At 39.7% G+C, this 21677-nt stretch carries 10 protein-coding genes; all 10 read right to left on the bottom strand.

Features of this window, described 5'->3' with window-relative positions:
* Positions 1–214: 214 nt before the first annotated feature.
* The 10 genes from KMW37_RS11970 to KMW37_RS11925 all read right to left on the bottom strand — a co-directional run bounded on the left by KMW37_RS11970 (position 215) and on the right by KMW37_RS11925 (position 19273).
* A complete protein-coding gene (locus KMW37_RS11970; protein WP_215224872.1) occupies positions 215–1879 on the bottom strand; it encodes a glycoside hydrolase family protein in 1665 nt (554 codons plus the stop codon).
* 18 nt (positions 1880–1897) lie between these two features.
* Positions 1898–4351 carry a glycoside hydrolase family 95 protein gene (locus KMW37_RS11965; RefSeq protein WP_215224871.1) on the bottom strand — a complete coding sequence of 818 codons (2454 nt, stop codon included), beginning with the start codon at positions 4349–4351 and terminating at the stop codon, positions 1898–1900.
* Positions 4352–4471: 120 nt separating this feature from the next.
* Positions 4472–5995: a RagB/SusD family nutrient uptake outer membrane protein gene (locus tag KMW37_RS11960; protein WP_215224870.1), complete on the bottom strand. Its 1524-nt coding sequence runs from the start codon at positions 5993–5995 to the stop codon at positions 4472–4474.
* A gap of 26 nt (positions 5996–6021) precedes the next feature.
* Positions 6022–9402, bottom strand: a complete 3381-nt coding sequence (locus KMW37_RS11955) for a SusC/RagA family TonB-linked outer membrane protein (protein WP_246581459.1) — start codon at positions 9400–9402, stop codon at positions 6022–6024.
* Between the two features lie 48 nt (positions 9403–9450).
* Positions 9451–10509, bottom strand: a complete 1059-nt coding sequence (locus KMW37_RS11950) for a FecR family protein (RefSeq protein ID WP_215224869.1) — start codon at positions 10507–10509, stop codon at positions 9451–9453.
* A 211-nt stretch (positions 10510–10720) separates the two neighbouring features.
* Positions 10721–11401, bottom strand: coding sequence for an RNA polymerase sigma factor (locus KMW37_RS11945; protein WP_215224868.1), 681 nt, complete (start codon positions 11399–11401; stop codon positions 10721–10723).
* Between the two features lie 304 nt (positions 11402–11705).
* Positions 11706–12116 carry an SRPBCC family protein gene (locus KMW37_RS11940; RefSeq protein ID WP_215224867.1) on the bottom strand — a complete coding sequence of 137 codons (411 nt, stop codon included), beginning with the start codon at positions 12114–12116 and terminating at the stop codon, positions 11706–11708.
* A 2190-nt stretch (positions 12117–14306) separates the two neighbouring features.
* Entirely contained in the window at positions 14307–14768 is a 462-nt protein-coding gene (gene tnpA / locus KMW37_RS11935; protein ID WP_215224866.1) for an IS200/IS605 family transposase, read from the bottom strand.
* Between the two features lie 362 nt (positions 14769–15130).
* A complete protein-coding gene (locus KMW37_RS11930; RefSeq protein ID WP_215224865.1) occupies positions 15131–16693 on the bottom strand; it encodes a sulfatase family protein in 1563 nt (520 codons plus the stop codon).
* Between the two features lie 510 nt (positions 16694–17203).
* A complete protein-coding gene (locus KMW37_RS11925; protein ID WP_215224864.1) occupies positions 17204–19273 on the bottom strand; it encodes a sulfatase-like hydrolase/transferase in 2070 nt (689 codons plus the stop codon).
* Positions 19274–21677 lie beyond the last annotated feature (2404 nt).

Raw genomic sequence — 21677 nt, 5'->3', positions numbered from 1 at the left:
TTTCGATTAGGTACTATTATCTCAATTTGATTTTGGAACTCTTGCTAGGGGCTAAAAATGAGCGGATCTCGCTGTTCCACGACGCGAGCTAGCTCATTTTCTTAACGCCCTCCTCAATCGTTCCAAAACCGAATGCTCCAAAGGTCAAATAATAGATTTCGGTGAATATTTCGTTTATTAGAGGATACGTGCAAAAACATGGATACGCATATACTTATTTTACTGGTGAAGTGTCTTTAACTTCCCCCTTTAATCTATCTGAAACTTTTCCTTTTGAGCTTATCAATACCTCCACCTCAAGCGGTCCTTGTGGTAATTCGCCATTTTTTATTGGAATATGGACAGTAGTTTTTTCAAAGGGACTTAATGCTGGAATATTTTCCCTACCGATTTCTATCAAATCATCTCCCTTTTGGTATTGTACTTTTAGTTTAGATTTTCCAGAAGCAATCTGTCCAAAATTTTGAACTTCGACTGACAGGTTATTATCCTCAAGTACAGGCAATTTAGCCGACAAGGCTGCTTCCAAATACTCCACCCATGGCAGTCTAGCATAGCCAAAGAGCAAAGCGCCTGAGCGATCCTTACCAATAAGTTTAGCCGCAAAATTGTCTGACTTAAAGCCATTTCCTTTAGCCTCAAAAACCAAAACCAGGTCTTCCCCGGATGGTCTGGAATGGATCAATTTACTGCCTCGACCAAAATTCACCTCCTCTGGTGCTCCAAAGCGCAGGGAAGAAAGGTCCATGTCTTTTTGGGCATCAAATCCTTCCTCAGACTTCACCAAAACCTCAATACTTTGGGTTTTGGCAGTTATCTCTTTTTTATTAAGTATCGTCAACTGCCTTCCCACGATCAAGGGAATTCCTATGTTCTTAGAACTGTGTTCATCATTTGGTTTGTCCTCATGCTTCAAATAATCAATCACGGCAAAGTTGGCCTGAACTGCCCTGCCCAACTCATCCTGAAGAATTTTTATCCTTTCATATTTGAACCAATCTTCCTTCGTTCCATCGGTATACTGGGTAATTCCTGGCATATAGGCCTCTCCTGGATCCGTTTTCCAATGGATACCATCCTTTGACCTGAGATAGAAGGCGATTCTTCCCAACCAATCATTGACTATAAGGTGATATTGAACATGATCTTTCCAAACTACAGGATCCTCAAATCGGCCATCTACGGGCGGATAAACCCGTTCATTGCTGACTTGATTGAAAGTAGAAATACCATCTTTGCTGAACCATACTCCACCTCCCCTACATACCATCAAATAGGATCCATCTTCACGTTGGGCAAATGTCAAATTGGAAAGTCCCTCTATAATTGGTCTGTCTCTGGGATCAAATTCATATTTACCATAAAGCCATGGTCCATTTAAGTTTTTGGAGACATAATATCCATCAATCACATAAATGATATACCTACCATCTTTGGTCTTATACATTTCAGGGTTATGCCCTTTGCCTATTGTATCTATCACCTTAAAAGGCCCTATAGAATTGTCAGAAACGGCGTGTACTACAATTGAATTTGGCCATTCCATATGTCCCTTAGGAGCATCTTCTCTCCATCTACAAACAAAAAGATGATACTTGCCGTCTTTCTCCTTGAGGATGTTTCCACCCCAATAAGACCATTCCCCATCTTCAATCCCATTATCGATGTATCTCGGAACAACACCTTCCTCTCCCCAAGTATCTTTCACCAATTCCCCCACGGGTTCGATAGGTTCAAAAAGATCAAGAAAGCGAGCTCCTTCAACAAGATTTTGCCATTCTGAAGGCCTTTCTCTCTCCTGAATTTGGGCAACACCATTGAGGGAGCATAGGAGCAACATAAATAATATTCCGTAAAAAGCTTTTCCTTGTTTGATCATATCAAATTTTCTCTGTACTTAAATTCCAGTCAAAACATAGGTTTCTCCTTTTTGGGTATCAAAGCTCATTGTCTTAGAAGTACTTCCTTCATTCTTGATAAGCTCCTTACCTTTTGCTGTGGTAACTTTCATTCCTGCTGGCACCAATACACTACATTCTGCACCAGCCAATGATTGAATCTCCGCATTAAGCACCTTTCCATTTTCCCATAAGAAGCTAACCACAAAAGCCCCTCGGGCATGCATTCCTTTTACACTTCCCTTTTGCCATGCCTTGGAAGTAGGTAGAGCAGGAATAAGCCTGATCGTTTCATCTTTTCCTTGGCTTTGAAAAAGCATTTCTGCAATCCCAGCAGCACCACCAAAGTTACCATCAATTTGGAATGGCGGATGGGCGCAGAATAAGTTGGCATAGGTACCACCATTACTCATGACGATCTTCGTGCCATCACCTCCTACCGGTTGTAATAGCTTCTTTAAAAGCAATAAGGCATGGTCGCCATCACCTAATCTCGCCCAGAAGTTAATCTTCCATGCACGGCTCCAACCTGTTCCTCCATCACCTCTTATTTCCAAAGATTTGGTTACTGCATCAGCTAATTCTGGAGTATCCCAAGGAGTGATTTCATCATAAGGGTGCAATCCATACAAATGTGAAACATGGCGGTGATGAGGATCTGCATCCTTCCAATCATGTAACCATTCATTTAAGTCACCTTCTTTCCCAATTTGGTTAGGAGCCAGACGATCACGCTTTTCGGCCAATTCCCTTGCAAACACTTCATCTATACCCAAAACCTCAGCTGCTTTAATGGTACTACCAAAAACCTCTCTACTTATCTGCATATCCATCGTTGGGCCCATGACCGTATGACCACGGTAACCATTTGGCTTTACATAGGCGTTCTCAGGGGAGTTGGATGGCGCAGTTACCAAATATTGGTTTTCAGGTTCTTCAATGAGAATAGATGATAAAAATTCAGCCGCCCCCTTCAGCACAGGGTAGTATTCCTCCAAAAAAGCAGTATCCCTGGTAAATCTATAATGTTCCCAAACATGTTCAGCCAGCCAAGCACCACCTGTCATGGTACTTCCCCAACTTGCCCCCTCTCCTGGTGAAGTATATCTCCAAGGGTTACTGATCACATGGGCCACCCATCCTGGAGCATCGTAATATGCTTTTGCGGTTTTTTCTCCATGTTCTACCAAATCAGCCGTAAACTGATGCACCGGTTCAGCCAAATCACCCAAACCAACTTGTTCCGCAATCCAATAATTCATCTGGAGATTAATATCCAAGTGATAATCACCATTCCATGGTGCCTGATACTCAGGTGCCCAAATTCCTTGAAGATTGGCTGGCAACTGGCCTGGTTGTGAAGAGGAAATCAACAGGTATTTGCCATAATTAAAGTATAATACTGGCAACTGGGCATCTTCCTTACCATCTGCATATCTTTGTAGCCTTTCAGGTGTACTTAAGCCCATGACCTCATCATCGTGATGATTCAGTTTAAGTATGTTTCTTTTAAAATATTCCTGATATGCCTCAATATGACGTTTCTCGGCGCCTTTGATTTCAAATGCAGCAACTTTCTTATTAACCGCATCAACAGGATTACCTTTCCTTGTTTTTGGGTCTTCAATATTATAGTCAGTAGCCGCTGCAATTATCAAATAACAGGTATTGGCACCTTCGACATCTATTAGTCCATCGGTGCTATTGACTTCTCCCCCATTAGCAATAACTTTCACCGTAGAAGCGAACTTCATCCCAGGCATATCTGCATTAGGAAGTTGACCTGTCATTAAAAGTTGGGCATTACCTACGCTTTTAATGCTAGCATTCTCCTTCCTGTCCAATCCAACTTTAAAACTCAGTTTTTTCTTCTTTGAGGCTGACAGCTTAACCAAAATCACGTCATCTTCAATACTGGAAAATGCTTCTTGGATATAGTTCACACCTTCCCTGCTCCATTCTGTTCTGGCCAAGGCATTTTCTATGTCAAGAATCCTTGAATACCCAGAGTAATCAGCTAGGGTATCTTTCCAAGTGATCCACAGGTCTCCAAGGGTTTGGTAACTACCATAGCTTACCTTGGCCCCATTCCCACGACCTGAACCAGGCCCCTTACTGACAAAGTTCTTTTGCAATAATTCCTCGGCAGCCTTATTATTACCCTCAAGCAATAACTTCTGTATGTCATCTAGATACTCATGGGCATTTTCCCTGTCGGCATCCTGAACACCACCTGACCAAAGGGACTTTTCATTGAGAATAATTCTGTCCAGATTTGGATTGCCAAAAATCATTCCTCCAAGCTGTCCATTGCCTATTGGCAAAGTCTCCAAATGGTTCCTTGCGGGTTTTTTAAAATAAAGACTGAGATCTGTCTTCTGCGCCAATAAATTATGCCCTAATAATACTAAACCTCCCATAAATGGAAGGGCTTTTCTAAAAAGCTTTTTCATTCTGCTAAAATGTATATTCTTTAAAATTGAGAAGTATGTTAGGGCTTAAATAGATCATAAGCCCTAAAAGTAGAAAAGCCTTGAGTAATCCCAAAGCTTTTCTATTTAATCTACTGATTTTTATTGATAATCGGGATTCTGTACCAATATACCATTGCTTTTGTCAATTTCAGACTGTGGAATTGGCCAGTGGAAAAATTTATCCTCATAATGGTAACCGACGATTCCGTCCTCAACGTTATTCAGGACATCTTCAGCAATTCCCCATCGCTTCAAATCGTAAAGCCTCAAACCTTCAAAGGCCAATTCAATTCTCCTCTCGTGTCTGATACGCTCGCGCATCTCTTCTTTAGATAGTCCGCTTGGCAAGACAGGCATATCAGATCTAAGTCTCACTTCGTTCACTGCTTCATACACAGCAGTACTTGGCCCAGAAAGTTCGTTTTCCAATTCGGCATACATCAACAATACATCAGCATATCTTAACAGCACCCAATCTTGTTGACTTCGGGTTGAATAACCATATGGGATCAAACTTGGTGTCAGAAACTTCTTCAGACCAAATGTAGTAGGACCTCCATTAGATGGTGTATGCGTATTTCCTCCTCCCCAATCCACATAATCTTTGAATACAGTTTTAGCCAATCTACTGTCCCTATTATTAAAAAGTTGATCTGCATCTGTTAAAGGTGATTCCCCGAATGGAAGTCCATCAGTGCATTCATAATCATCCACAAAATTCTGAAGCGGGCTGATCACAAACCAATCACCATACCATTGGTCCATTGCTGTGGCATTATCAGGTGCCAAAAACTTAATCGAGAATATAATCTCCTCATTTCCTTCCTGCGTACCATCCTTGAATACATCAACATATTCCTCAGACAAATCATAACCTGCTCCCATTAACGAAGTAGCTATACCCTTGGCAGATTGAAGAATGTCTGCTTTTGCATTTCCATTTTCATCATAGGCGTCATACATCAAGATCCTCAACAATAAAGCTTCTGCTGAAGATTTAACGGCATGCCCTCCTCCATCACTAAATGGAACTGCGCTAAGCTTCCCTATGGCCTCATTCAGATCAGCAGTTATTTGGTTAAATACAGCTGACTCTGGTTGTTTCTCCTGATGCTGGTTATCCATGTTCAAGGGTTCCAACACAATTGGTACAGCGCCATAAGCTTTGTATAATTCAAAATAATAGTAAGCCCTAAAAAATTTGGCTTCTCCTTCATAAACACTCCTTTGCTCACTACTAATATCCGTACCGACATAATCGGACAATTGATCCAAGAAAATATTAATTCTTGCTATTGCCTGATAGCTAGTTCCATAAATATTAGCAACATATCCGCCAGAAGTCGGATTGATGTTTCCTTGAACAATTTCCCTAGAATTCCAATAATTATGCTGTCCATAACCATTATCAGTCAATACATCCAAATTAGGTGCTCCAAAGGAAAACATGGAGTTTTGGATGGTTCCATAAATTGCTGTGAGGGCATTGTCGAAATCTGCCTTGGATTTCCAAAACAGGCTAGATGATAACTGATCAGTTGGGTTTTTATCAAGGAATCCTTCACATCCCGCCATCAACGTTATCGTCAATATGATTATAATATGTTGTTTTATCCTTTTCATAATCGCTTAGTTTTTGATTGGGAGAATTAAAGTTGAACTTGAAGGCCAAAAGAGTAAATCTTATTCTGCGGATAGTTTACGAAATTCCCATTCCCACCTCTTTCAGGATCAAGTCCAGGATAATCAGTGATGGTAAATAAATTATCCCCTGAGAAATAAACCCTCAATTTGTTGAGTTTCAGCTTATTCAAAATGGCTTCATTAAAGCTATATCCCAGCACCAAATTCTTCATTCTCAAGTAGCTGGCATCTTGTAGGAAATAGGTAGATGCTCTAGAAATCTTACCACCATCATTCCATCCCCAGTACATTTTAGGCATGGTTGTCGAAGGATTTTCAGGAGTCCAGCGATTTCTCCAATCCACTGTTGGTACGGCACCTTGTACAAATGGTATTGTTCCCCAATTGTTTACAAAAACATCCCTTTTCTGTACTCCTTGGAAGAAAGCAGAAAAGTCAAATCCCTTATAAGAAGCTCCTAGGTTAAAAGAATATTCAAACTTTGGAAATGGATTGCCTATAACTACACGGTCATCTGCATTGATCACATTATCTCCATTTTGATCCTTGAACTTCAAATCTCCTGGAGTGGTATTATCATTGAATTGCTTTGGAGAGTTGTTAACTTCTTCCTCTGTTTGGAAAATACCTTCCCATTCCAACATATAATAGCTGCCCCAAGGTAATCCCTCCCGATAAATATTATTACCGCTGATCTGCTCTGCTCCATACTCAACCAGCTTATTTCTAAATCGGTCAATATAGAAACCGGCTTCATAATTCAATCCTTCCAAACTACCATCCTTGATGTAGTTTCTATAATTCATGCTGAATTCCAAACCAGTGTTCTCCATCACCCCGTCATTGATGGTAGGAGGTGTCAATCCCACTACCCCGGCCAATTGGGATTCCCTCAAAATGTCAGAGGTGACCTTTTTATACCAATCCACTGTAACACTCAGTCCATTAAAAATCAACATGTCAAGACCAATATCGGTCACTTTGGTGGTTTCCCATTTGATATTGGCATTGGATAGCCTGGTTTGGGCGACCCCGGTGGAAAGGTCTGCATTATCAAACGGGTAGGCTCCAGTGAACACCAATATATCCTGATAAGGGTAAAGACCTATATTTTGATTTCCCAGTTCACCATATGAAGCCCTAAGCTTAAGGTCATTTAACCAGTTGATATCTCCATCAGCAATAAAGGACTCTTCAGACACCCTCCAACCTGCAGAAACAGAAGGGAAAGCACCCCATCTAGTATCTGGACTCAATCTACTGGTACCATCATAACGAAGGTTCACCTCAAGTAAATAGCGCTCATCATAATTGTAGCCTGCACGTCCAAAAAATGATTGGATGGCCCAACCGTTGCTAGTTCCGGAAGCATTTTGCACTGCTGGACTACCAGCATCCAACTCTAATAGTTCATTGCTGGAAAAACGTTCTCTATAACCTCTTAAAAACTCATAGGAGTTACTTTCTTGGCTATATCCACCTTGCAAGTTTAAATGATGCTTTTCGTCAATACTTTTCTCATAATTTAAGTAAGTAAACAAATTGGTATAGATCTCCTGATAAGCATCCATCATGAGCCCTCTACCTCCCACATCCAAATCAGTCATAAAATCACCAGTTTGGTAATTGTATAATGGTACAGCAGGCCTCCAGTCTTTACTTTTTGAAAAATCAGCTACCACAGCTCCCTTGGTATACCATTTTAATCCCGGTACCAATTGGAATTCTGTCCAGGCCTGGGCATTGATAGAATGGTCCACCAAGGTATTGAGCACCCCATTTTCTACAATGGCCACAGGGTTTTTATTATTACTTTCAAAAGGAAAAGCTTTATAAGCATACCTTCCGGAGCCATCAGGCAAGGTAGGCATATAGGTTGGAGCTTGTGACAAAGTGGACAAGAACATGTCCACCCCTCCCTGACGCGGATTAGATCGGTCGCCCCTTTTTAAAGATAGGTTGGTACCGAACTTGATATTTTCATTCAAACCAGAGTTTAGGTTTACCCTAAAATTATAGCGCTCATAATCAAAGCCCTTCATCACCCCTTCTTGATTGACATATCCTAGTGAAACATTATAGGTGGTTAGTTTCTCGCCCCCATTGAACGACAAATAGTGGTTTTGCGTCGGTGCAGGATTAAACATGATGTCCACCCAATCTGCATTGGGATATTTATTCCTATCCGTAGCATTTCTGTACATGTCTATCTGCTCCTGGGTGTACAGGCCAGTAGTGATATTGGTATTCAACTTTGCCTCATTGAATAATTCCATATATTCTGCAGAATTGGTAATAAATTCTGGCATTCTAGAAGGTGTATTGATGGCATAGTTGCCGTTATAATCAATTTTCAATCCTCCCTTAGATCCCTTTTTGGTAGTTACCAAAATCACACCATTGGCAGCCCTAGAACCATAGATTGAAGCTGAAGCGGCATCCTTAAGAACAGAAACATTCTCTATATCATTTGGAGAGATATCGGATAAACTACCTTCTACACCATCTATTAGGACCAATGGATTAGAACCCGCACCACTGAAAGTACCTTGGCCCCTGATCTGGATCCCAAGGCCTTCATTTCCAGGTTGACCAGAATTTTGTACTACCCTTACACCTGGTAACCTACCCTGCAACATGGAAGCAGCATTGGTTACAGGTCTTCTTGAAAGTACGTCACCATCTACATCTGCCACAGCACCAGTTACATTGATTTTTTTCTGGGTACCAAAGCCTACTACAACCACTTCTTCCAAACCCTGAAGATCCTCTTCCAGCACCACTTCGATGATCGACTGATTACCAACCCTAATCTCTTGAGGCTTGTATCCCACGAAAGAAAAGATCAGTATTGACTCCTCATCAGGAACAGTGATAGAAAAAGCCCCGTCAATATCCGTTGCAGTACCTGTTGTGGTCCCCTTAATGCTTACAGTTGCTCCTGGAATGGCCATTCCATCAACTGCAGAGGTTACCACTCCCTTCACTGTTTTATCAAACACTACGTTTTCCACCATAACCTCTTCTTCTTGTTTGGAAACATGGATGGTATTATTGATACTTTTAAAACGTAATTTGGCATTTCTTGAAAGCTCCTCCAATGCCGATAATAAGGTACCATTTTGAACGGACAGATCTTGCGGAGGCACATTTCCCAGCCTTTGCTTCTCATAGGCAAAGGCATAACCTGTCTTCCTTTCTATTTCCTCAAAAATGGAATAAAGCTCTTGCTGATTGGCATGAATGGTGAGGTACACTTCATCAATGCCCTTGTCTTGTGAGCTGTTGGCCCTAGCAGTCAGGGTCTGGCTTAACATTACAAATGCCAGCAAAAATGGCATCCATACCATCCTGCTAAAATTTAAAATTGGTACGTGTTGTTTCATAATCATTCTGGGTTAGTTGAAAATTATGTTATTAATAATCATATGAGTTTACATTGTATTGTCCTTGGATTTCACCAATACTGTTTGTCCCTGTATTTCGAATTTTATTCCGGCAGAATATTCCATTCCCATCAGAACATTTTTGAGGCTTTGGTCTTCAAACCTCCCTGTATAGTCTCCTTCAAGTGTTACATCCTTTTCAATGACAAAGGAGACATCATACCAGTTGGAGAGTTGTTCAAAAACCTCATCATACTGCGTATCCTGAAATTTTAGGATCTTTTCTTTCCAGCCCACCAATAATTCATAATCATAGAAATCCTTGCTCATTGCATTGGTTTTCCTGTCATAAAAAATGGCTTCTGTTGGAGTAATATGGCTTTCTATTCCATTGCCCGTGCTCACACGGACCTTCCCTGTTACTACAGCTACATGGAGTTTGTTTTGGCCATCATATGCCTTGATATCGAAAGAGGTTCCTAATACCCTGGTCTCCAATTCCCCACTTTTAACTATAAAGGGCCTTGCTGTATCCCTTTCCACATCAAAAAATGCCTGTCCTTTCAAATCTATTTCTCTAGTATTGCCAAAAGTTTCAGGATAACTTATGCTACTACCTGAATTCAATACCACCTTAGACCCATCAGGAAGCATGACCGTCTTTTTTATGCCTTTTGGGGCTGATTTATATATTGTTGGAATACTCACTGCAATAACCTCTTCCTTTGGTTTGTTGAACCAAATACTGTAAGAAAGCATCATCATTCCCAAAAGAAGAATAGATGCCGCTATAGACCCTCCCCAAGTGAAAATTCCAGGTTTCTTCACAGCATAATATCTGCTACTACCTTCCTCATCACTCTTATGGTTAGCCAGGATAAGTTGATCCAAACCTTTATAGAATCTTTCTTCATCCATCTTATTTTCTTCAACAGGCTTCAGGTTTTTGGCTATCAGTCTGGCATTATTGAACATTTTTATCTTATCAGGATTGTTCCTGCACCACTTTTCCCAGTACCTGTTGCTATGGTCGTTTGGCGCACTTACCCATTTGATAAAAAATGTGTTTTTCAGAAAATCAGATTCGTTCTTTGGCTTGAATTCCATTTATATATCTCTAGATTGAAATCAATTTTGCTTTATTGATTACTTAGAGACACACATTCAAAAAGTGACATCGGAAAAAATGAGATTTTTTTAAAAAAAATTAATTCAAGTTAAATCTGCTTATCTGAAATAAAGCCAATAGCCTGAATAAGGGTGTTTTGAAAGTTGGAAGAGGGAAGTCCGAAGTGGGAGGTTGGAAGAGAGTTTAAAATCAAACCATATTCAATAATAGAGGCAGCAGAAAAAGTACGTCTTCATGTTTTTTCAAGACCTCGGACATATTGTTAAGTGCCTTATAAAGTAGATTTCGAGCGGAGCGTAAATTGGAAAAATCCATTATCCCAGCAATCTCCTTGTATGAAAGCTGTTCAAAAAAATAGAGTGAAATGATTTCCCTTTGTCTTACAGGTAAGTCATTGCTGATTTTGTGAAGAAGTTTTTTCACATCAATGGTAAAGGGGGTAGTCAAGGCATAGAAATCAGCTTCAACCTCCATCTTAAAACCATCCTCCCGTTCATAATCTTCATTTAGTTTTATCTTTCTGTTTCGCTTTAAAACCCTTAACAGTTTTCTGCGATAGGATGAATAGAGGTAATTTTTAATGGACTTAATTTCTCCTAATTGGTGTTTTTTAGAGACCATATACAAAAAGACATCTTGAACAATATCATATGCCAAGTCCCGATCATTGGTTATCTGAGTGCCGTAGTTAAACAATCTATCTGCATAGCGGGTATAGATTTCGGCCAGGGCTTCATCTTCACCCATTTTCACTCCTTCCCATAATGATTCATCTGTTAGGGAACTAACAGAATTGCCCATTAGGGGTAAGGCATCCTCCTTGGTTGGATTATCCTTATTATCTGAAAACTGTGTATTCAGGCGAAGCATTTTGGGTGTTTTGGGAAATATTAACAAAGGATTCTTGGGCAGAATTATGGATAGGAGTTAGCAATAATATATTATTCAACCCTATCCAATACCCTAAATCAAAATAAAACAACATCTAGGCAGCTTAATATCAAAATTTCCTAAAAGCTTTTTATGGCTATTGCAAATCAGGTATGGATATTGGGTAAAATAAAATCAATAACTAAAAAGTTAAATTAAAAAAGGCCTTATCAGAGAATAGTAGTTAATATTCTCCAATAAGGCCTTTAAGTATGTTAAATTTCTAATATATATATTTATCCCATTATTTGGATTCAACGTATTTTGCGAAATTATCCAAAATTGCCTGCCAGCCTGCCCTTTGCATTTCCAATGGATTTAAGCTCTCCGGATCAAATGTTTCCTCAATTAATGTTTTATCACCTTCAGCTTTAAAAACCACCTGTACATTTCTTCCGTCCTCCAGATCATATGTGATCAGTTCCTCTTGTATTACATCCCGGTAAACACCTGAAAAGTCAAATCCCATACTACCATCTTTTGCTTCCATTCTAGCGGTAAAAACGCCTCCTTTTTTTAGGTCATTGGCGGCACTAGGGCAATGCCAGTCATCGGAGGCGGCATTCCATTTTGTGATATGTTCTGGTTCAGTCCAATATTTCCAAACTTTCTCGATCGGGGCATTCACAGTGGTTTTAATGATGATTCTTTCCATGGTACAGTTATCTTATGGTTTTAAAAATGAGCATTTAATTTAATAAATATAATGCTTTCCCATTAGCTATAGGGAAATTGTCTTTTCTCTTTAATAGTTTGTTCGACCCCGTCGGGGTCGGGATTTGATTTTCGCTACCGATCCTAATTGTGTATTACCCCTGCGGGGTAAAAGGACCTTTTTAAATAGTCATTACCATCGATCTAATTAAAAAAATTCTTCGGTTCATAATAGATATATCAGGGTTGCCATCAACACAAGAATAAAATCATAACACATTAATTAATATTGGCTAACCTGTTCTTGTTGACGCTTTGTTCGACCCCTTCGGGGGTGGGATTTGATTTTCGCTATCGACCCTAATTGTGTATTACCCCTACGGGGTAAAAGGACCTTTTTAAATAGTCATTATCATCGGTCTAATAAAAAAAATTCTTCGGTTAATAATAGATATATCAGGGTTGCTATCAACACAAGAATAAAATCATAACACTTTAATTAATATTGGCTAACCTGTTCTTGTTGACGCTTTGTTCGACCCCGTCGGGGGCGGGATTTGATTTTCGCTACCGATCCTAATTGTGTATTACCCCTGCGGGGTAAAAGGACCTTTTTAAATAGTCATTACCATCGATCTAATTAAAAAAATTCTTCGGTTCATAATAGATATATCAGGGTTGCCATCAACACAAGAATAAAATCATAACACATTAATTAATATTGGCTAACCTGTTCTTGTTGACGCTTTGTTCGACCCCTTCGGGGGCGGGATTTGATTTTCGCTATCGACCCTAATTGTGTATTACCCCTACGGGGTAAAAGGACCTTTTTAAATAGTCATTATCATCGGTCTAATAAAAAAAATTCTTCGGTTAATAATAGATATATCAGGGTTGCTATCAACACAAGAATAAAATCATAACACTTTAATTAATATTGGCTAACCTGTTCTTGTTGACGGTTTGTTCGACCCCGTCGGGGGCGGGATTTGATTTTCGCTATCGACCCTAATTGTGTATTACCCCTACGGGGTAAAAGGACCTTTTTAAATAGTCATTATCATCGATCTAATTAAAAAAATTCTTCGGTTAATAATAGATATATCAGGGTTGCTATCAACATAAGAATAAAATCATAACACATTAATTAATATTGGCTAACCTGTTCTTGTTGACGCTTTGTTCGACCCCCTCGGGGGCGGGATTAGATTTTCGTTATCGACCCTAATTGTGTATTACCCCTACGGGGTAAAAGGACCTTTTTAAATAGTCATTATCATCGATCTAATTAAAAAAATTCTTCGGTTAATAATAGATATATCAGGGTTGCTATCAACACAAGAATAAAATCATAACACTTTAATTAATATTGGCTAACCTGTTCTTGTTGACGGTTTGTTCGACCCCGTCGGGGGCGGGATTTGATTTTCGCTATCGACCCTAATTGTGTATTATCCCTGCGGGGTAATAGGACCATTTTTAATAGTCATTATCATCGATCCAATTAAAAAAATTCTTCGGTTCATAATAGATATATCAGGGTTGCTATCAACACAAGAATAAAATCATAACACATTAATTAATATTGGCTAACATGTTCTTGCTGACGGTTTGTTCGACCCCGTCGGGGTCGGTATGGGAATATTGTATACCAGGCTAAAAGTGTTTTACCCCTTCGGGGTATAAATAGCAATGGGGGATTTTCGAAACTAAACCACTATGTACTAGAAGTGCATAGGTTTCACTAGCGATTGAGACCAATAAAAGAACATATCAAGATCCCAAAGGGATCAAACCTTTCTAACGAAATCGCATAAGTATGTATAATCCTACGACTCCAAAGGAGTCGAACATAAACGGGTGATTAGATAAGAAAAACAACCGCATCCTACATATCCTTAAAAATTGTTCTTTACCGAAAATATCATATTCGACCCCTTCGGGGTCGGTATCGAATATCTTATCCTAGACTAAAAATGTATTACCCCTCCGGGGTATAAATAGTAACGGGAAGATTTACGAAAATGAATGGATCCTACAGCTGAATACAAAAAAGAATCATACCACCCTAGCAGAAAATTATTGGACAAGCTATCAGGATTCCACAGAGATCAAACCGCCCTAACAAAAACAAATGCATATTACCAACCGACTCCAAAGGAGTCGTACAAAAAAACTTTCCATGACTAACTTAATCTATCCAATCAAATAAGTATTCTTCCTTAAATTCCACCTCGTATTCATTTAAAAAGACCTTATACTCTTTGCGAAATTTATTCTTGGTATGGTGTTCCTTTTGATTATGAATATAACTAATAACCCGATCTATGGAATCTGGACAATGGGAAAAAGCTCCAAATCCCTCTTGCCAAAGAAATACTCGTCCCTTTATTAACGATTGGTTTATATATGAATTACTGGATTTTTTTATTTCTCTGACCAAATCAGATAAACAGCAGGATGGTCGCATTCCTATCAAGATATGAATATGATCAGGCATGCCATTTATAGCCAGTAATTTTTGTCCTTTATTGGTAATTATTCCTGAAATGTATTTGTGCAGATCAGTTTCCCATTCAGGTTTTATTAAGCTTCTTCTTCCTTTAACTGCAAAAATCACATGGATATATATTTGTGAAAAAGTACTGGACATATTTATAGATTTAAAAATGGAATTTAATTTATTGATTATACAATTAAAAACAAAACATTGATAATCAAATAACTACAACAAAAATATTCGACCCCTTCAGGGTCGGTACAGGAATATCGCATACCAGGCTAAGCATGTTTTACCACTTCGGGGTACAGATGGTAATAGGAAGATTTTCTAAAGAATAGATTATCTAGCAGGATCCCGAAGGGATCAAACCTTTTTAACGAAATCGCCTAATCTGAAGAACCTACCGACTCCGAAGGTGTCGTACAAAGTCACTTTTATCCATCAATATCCCCGTTAAATAAACAAAGCCCGGATATAATCCGGGCTTTTGAAGGAGGGCTTGGTGCTAAGGTTTATTTTAATTCCAAAGCTTCCACTTCTTTGTTTTCGTTACCTCTGATTTCATTATAATCAGCGATCATAGCTTCCAGTTTCTCAGGATTGCTGGCAGCCACATTGTTTTGCTGGCCAATGTCATCCTTTAGATTATAAAGCTGATATTCGCTATCATTGCCTAATTCAATATTCACATGTCCAGCTACAGCAGGGCCTTTGTATGGAGGAATCATTATCCAATCACCTTGCCTTAAGGCGGTTCTTGAAGTAGCTTCCAAAACCAATTCCTCTCTACCCTTTTGGGTTTTCCCCATAAATGCATCCAAAAGGTTTTTGCTGTCCAAATCTTTTTGCTCATTGCCCACCAATTCAGCCACCGAATTCAATAAATCCATCTGGCAAACCAAGGCATCAGAAACTTGAGGAGCAATCTTATCTTTCCAGTATACCATGAATGGCACACGGGTACCCGCTTCAAACAAACTGTATTTGCCACCTCTAAGGGGACCAGCTGGCGTATGGTCACCCAATTTTTCTACTGCATCATCATAATAACCATCATTCAATACTGGACCATTGTCACTGGAGAAGACAATCATAGTATTTTCCATCAAGCCTTCTTCCTCCAAGGTTCTCAAAAACTCTCCTACACACCAGTCTGCCTCCAAGATAACATCCCCTCTAGGCCCCATACCTGATTTACCTTCAAATCTAGGATGTGGCGTACGCGGCACATGTGGCTGTTGCAAAGCATAGTAAAGGAAAAATGGCTCATCCTTATGAGCTTTAACATATTCTTGGGCCTTTGCCAAGAAATGGTCAGCCATGTCTACATCAGACCATTTGGCAGCTTCTCCACCTTTCATAAAGCCAATTCTAGGCACACCGTTTACAATGCTATTATTATGTCCGTGATGCCATCTCATCGTCAACAATTCAGGATTGTCTTTACCGGTAGGCTCCCCTTCAAAGTTCTTGGAATAGCTCACCTCAATAGGATCGTTGGGATCAAGGTTGACCACATGACCATCTTCTATATAAACTGTGGGAACCCTATCTTGAGTGGCTGCCAAAATATGGCTATAATCAAAGCCAACTTCATTAGGGCTAGGACTGATTTTTTCGTTCCAATTGACATTTCCGCTCCCCAATCCAAGGTGCCACTTTCCTACAATTCCAGTATAATAACCTTGTTCTTTAAGCATTTTAGGAAGGGTCATCTGGTCGGTACTGATCAACAATGGCGCAGTACCTGGAAGGATCTTAGCGTTTTTATTTCTCCAAGGATACATGCCTGTCAATAGTGCATATCTACTTGGAGTACAAGTAGCTGAAGAGGCATAGCCGTTGGTGAAACGAATTCCGCCATTGGCCAGTTTGTCCATATTTGGAGTACTGATTTCGGTAGCACCATAAGCACTGACATCACCATATCCCAAATCATCCATATAAATTACTATGATATTGGGTTTGGTAACTTCAGCACTTGCTGTTTCATTTTGGGTTTTGGAACTACATCCTATAGTGGCCATCGTTACCAATAGGAACAAGGCCAGTAATTTTAAAGAATTATATTTCATAAGTTAATAATTAATTTTACTAATCTAATCTTAGGTAAACATACATATGGAATTATCTACTTCATAATTTGATCTTTTTATGTTCTTTTCCATCGATGAAAAGAACCAAAAATCTAGGCCTGTGGAGTATCTTTCAAATTGATCAATCCCGTTTAAGGAAATATTCATTTTTCTCAATTTAATTTTGAAGAATAGCTACAGATTAAAAAAGAGTGGATCTTGCTCGTCCACTTCGCAAGCTAACTCATTTTCTTAGCATCTTCCGCCATCCTTCAAAACCAGATACTCCAAGGGCCGTCTTGTATAGATATCATTATAAAGGCTATATTTTGTTTACGTGTAAATCCCCTAATACTCAGAATCGGTTTATTTGTTTTGGTTGTAAATTCTATTTATGGTTCTTCTGTTAATTAAGTCTCATTTAAACATTTAAGTTGATTATTAAATTTAATATTGTCCAGCAGCAAAGCTTCTGAACAATATTTCCATTTCTAAATAAGTCAATAATTGTTACCTGAAATAAACATTGTCAGGTAATTCACTTTTGCCTGTGTCATTGAAGTTCCAGTATAGATTCAGCTTTGGTTTGGAGTCCAAACCTTTATTGGAATAATAAAGCTTGATGGGATGATAACCCGCTTCCAGATATACTGTACCTGAAACTGGGCCATCAGAGGAATAATTTCCATCCAAGACTCCTATATCATGTATTCTCATGAAAACTTTTTGGGATCCAGCCTCTACTGAAAACTCATATTTACCATCACCAGGCACCCTTATATACCCCTCGTAAACCTGGAGGTTACCTTTAGACTGCTCATCAGCAAAAGATAAAGCGGTCAGTTTTTTACTTTGAATTGCCTTTCCTTTCAACTGTGGAATCCAAGGAGCATCATAATGATAACTATAAACATTTAATCCAGGCTTGGCTTTTTTCAAATCCAATGCCGGCACCAATTCCTTATCATATGGTCGAGGAGCTTCCGCATCTGCAATTCTTTTTCTTAGTACAGCAGCTTTAAATTCCTTTTGGAGCTCTGGCATCGTAGCAGCCAAATCACTCGCTTGTTGAGTATCTTGAGTCACATCATAGATTTCAAAGTCATCATCATGGCCTTGGATATTATACCTTACTCCTACCATATTTCCTTTACGGATCATCTGCATCTGACCACGTTTCTTGCCTTGATGAGCTTCAGTAAATTCTGCGTATTTAGGCGTACTGCCATTTTGGAAATATTCCACATAGACCTGGCTTTCCAGCTGTTTACCTTTTCCAGTCAGGGACGGCAATAATGAGACCCCATCAGCTCTCACTGGAGCCCCTATTCCCGCAGCATCTGCGAAAGTAGGCAACCAATCGTAAGAAATACTAGGCTCATCCACCACCGTATTTTCCTTTATTTGGCCTGGCCAGTAAGCAATGGTGGCCGTTCGCAAGCCACCTTCATACACATCCCTTTTGATGCCATCAAAGTTTGCGAAGTTATTAAAGAACTCTGGTGTATAATCGACATATTCCTTAGGTAAATAGGACTCTCTAGAAGGTCCATTATCAGAGGTAAATACCACCAAGGTATGCTCATCAATTTCCAAGTCCTTCAATAATTGCAGGATATCCCCAACCTGGTCATCAATTCTTCTGTTTACCGTAGCGTAGCGCTTATAGGTATCAGGCCAAGCCACTTCAGGTGTGGCCGAGTTTTTATCATCATCATAGGTGGCATTGGCAAATTCAGGGTAAGTAAAGGAATCCACCTCTCCAGAGGCCGTGTTGATCATTTTTCCCGGAGTTCCCAACCACTGTAAGCCACCATTTAGGCCTGCTCCTTCTGGGTAATCCTGGGTAGGCAATTCCAAAACAGCATGAGGAGTATCATAAGAAAGGAACATAAAGAATGGCTCATTTGCTTTTTCCTTTTTATGCTCAATAATATATTGTTTGGCCTTGGCTGTGAATAGATCACCAGTATAGCATTTGTCCAGCCCTTGGGTTATTTCATAATTTTCGTAAACCTCTTTAGCTCCACGATAAACTCCCTCTACGGGATAGTGCTCATGTCCATCACGGTGACGGATATAACCGTAGTAATAGTCAAATCCTTTCTTGAGTGGGTGCGATGGCCAATCAGGACCTTCTCCTTCACCTTGCAATCCCCACTTCCCAATTAAGGCTGTCGAATAGCCTGCTTCTTTGAGTACATCTGCAATGGTATAATTATCTCCCAGGTACTTGTCAAACTGATTATCCCTGACATGGGCATGACCTTGGTTTACCCCCATTAAAATAGAGGCCCTTGAAGGCGCACATACCGGTGCAGAAGTATAGTGATTAGTCAACATGGCTCCTGCTTCAGCCATTTTGTCCAATTCTGGCGTTAATATCCAAGGCTCACTGCGATCTCCAGTGGCCATCCGTTCATTTTGGAAAAATTTACCCAAATCCCCATATCCCAGGTCATCGGTAAGAATAAAGATAATGTTCGGCTTCTCTTTTGAAGCCTGCTGTGCATTTAGGCTTACAGAAAATAATAAGCTGCTTATTAGCATTAAACTAAAAAAGCGATATTTTTTATGCATTATAATAGGGGTTTAAATAATTTTAAGCAATTTGTTATTTTATAAATAATCTGAGCAACAAAATTCATGTACTTAGATTATCTCAATTTATTAAAATGTTTTCTGTTCTTTTATTCAGTGATAGAATAGTTTTAATGGTCTTCATGAATGCTTCGCATTTCCATCGATGAAAAGAACCATCCCGATAGCTATCGGGACTAGGCCTGTGGAGCCTCCTTCAAATTTGTCTATTCCATTTCCGATTTATTTCATTGTCCCAATTTGATTTTGAAAAATTGCTTCAGGTTAAAAATGAGTGGATCTTGCTCGTCCACTTCGCAAGTTAACTCATTTTTTAAACACCTTTCACAATTGTTCAAAACCGGATCCTCCAATGGCCTTTATAGGGATTCTCATATAGTTCTGACTGATAAAATAAGATTATATAAGAACAGCCTGAATAGTAAATACATAATTCTAATCTTTAATAGAAGTAAATAAATCAGGACAATGTTGCTTATTAATTCTTTTGAAGATACTATTCCAGTTTTATCTTATAATATTTCCATATTTAAAAGGCCAATTTATTGAATTTATTCAAATAATCTTGATCATTTTATATGGATTTAGGCAATTCATATAAAATCATGAAAGGAAATAATAGGTTTTTCATAAGGAAAAGGAATTTTAATAGTGAGAGGGGAGTCTTGAACCTGCTTGATGGAAGACCGGAGACAGAAGAGGGCATTGCAAATGCCCTATTATATATAGGGTCCACATTGCAAATGTGGAAAAGCATTATCTGAAGTTATCGATTAAAGAGGATGGAAATACGAGGTATGAGGTACGAAATAGGAAGTGCGAGGACCGACGTATGGAAAAAAGAGTAAAGACTGGAAATGGAATAAGTTTTCAGTCTTTGTCATTCAACATTTGACTTTCAGCATGCCTAATTCAACATTCCATTCCTCATTCCAATTTCCACTCCAGCCCCCGAAGGGGTCAAACATACGTAGATGTCAAGCAATACGTCATCCCAACGACCCTGAAAGGGTCGAACCTCGTACGGTACAGAAAGAATAATGTGCTAAGACCAATCGTGCTTTTGACATTCAGTATTCCCTTATTCTCATTGCCCCCCTCCCCCCGGCCCCTGAAGGGGAGCCAGCCACAGAGGGGATCGGATCTGGTGTGGAATATGAGGTAAGAAGCAGGGAGATGGTGGTAGCATAAAACGAATGGTTAGGGGCATTGCAAATGCTCCGTTATACGGGTTCCACATTGCAAATGCGGAACAGCTGGTCTTAGGGCTTCGACTCCGCTCAGCCTGACAAATATAAGTTATCCCTGTCAATGGTAGGAGTAGGAACAACAACGTGGCATTCTCAAATACCATAAAGGAGAATTTGTTCGACCTCCTTCGGGGTCGTTGGGATGTTGGTTTATACCACGTCTACGGATGTGTTACCCCTTCAGGGGAAGTAGCAAATGATTATTCATTGCCACGAACCCTGCAACGTGCCATTCTCAAATACCATAAAAGAAAATTTGTTCGACCTCCTTCGGGGTCGTTGGGATTTTGATTTATACCTCGTCTACGGATGTGTTACCCCTTCAGGGTAAGTAGCAAATGATTATTCATTGCCAGGAACCCTGCGGCGTGGCATGCTCAAATACCATAAAAGAAAATTTGTTCGATCTCCTTCGGGGGCGTTGGAATTTTGTTTTATACCTCATCTACGGATGTGTTACCCCTTAGGGGTAAGTAACAAATGATCATTCATTGCCACGAACCCTGCAGCGTGCCATTCTCAAATACCATAAAAAAGAATTTGTTCGACCTCCTTCGGGGTCGTTGGGATTTTGGTTTATACCACGTCTACGGATGTGTTAGCCCTTAGGGTAAGTAACAAATGATCATTCATTGCCAGGAACCCTGCGGCGTGGCATGCTCAAATACCATAAAAGAAAATTTGTTCGATCTCCTTCGGGGGCGTTGGAATTTTGTTTTATACCTCATCTACGGATGTGTTACCCCTTAGGGGTAAGTAACAAATGATCATTCATTGCCACGAACCCTGCAGCGTGCCATTCTCAAATACCCAAAAAGAGAATTTGTTCGACCTCCTTTGGGGTCGTTGGAATTTTGTTTTATAACTCATCTACGGATGTGTTACCCCTTAGGGGTAAGTAACAAGTGATCATTCATTACGAGAGGTCAACACTTTCTCAAACATAAAGTAGCTGAATGAAAGTTGGCAATTTATAGATTGCGTCACCCTGAGCGGACCTGTCTAACCACCAGGTAGAGTCGAAGGGTTTGTCTTAGGGCTTCGACTTAAGTTTATCCTGAGCTAAGTCGAAGGGCTCAGCCTGACAAATATAAGTTACCCCTGTCAATGGTAGGAGTAGGAACAACAACGTG

It is taken from the genome of Echinicola shivajiensis (genome assembly GCF_018642165.1).
Taxonomy (GTDB): Bacteria; Bacteroidota; Bacteroidia; order Cytophagales; family Cyclobacteriaceae; genus Echinicola; species Echinicola shivajiensis.
This window is presented reverse-complemented; position numbering and strand designations above follow the sequence as displayed.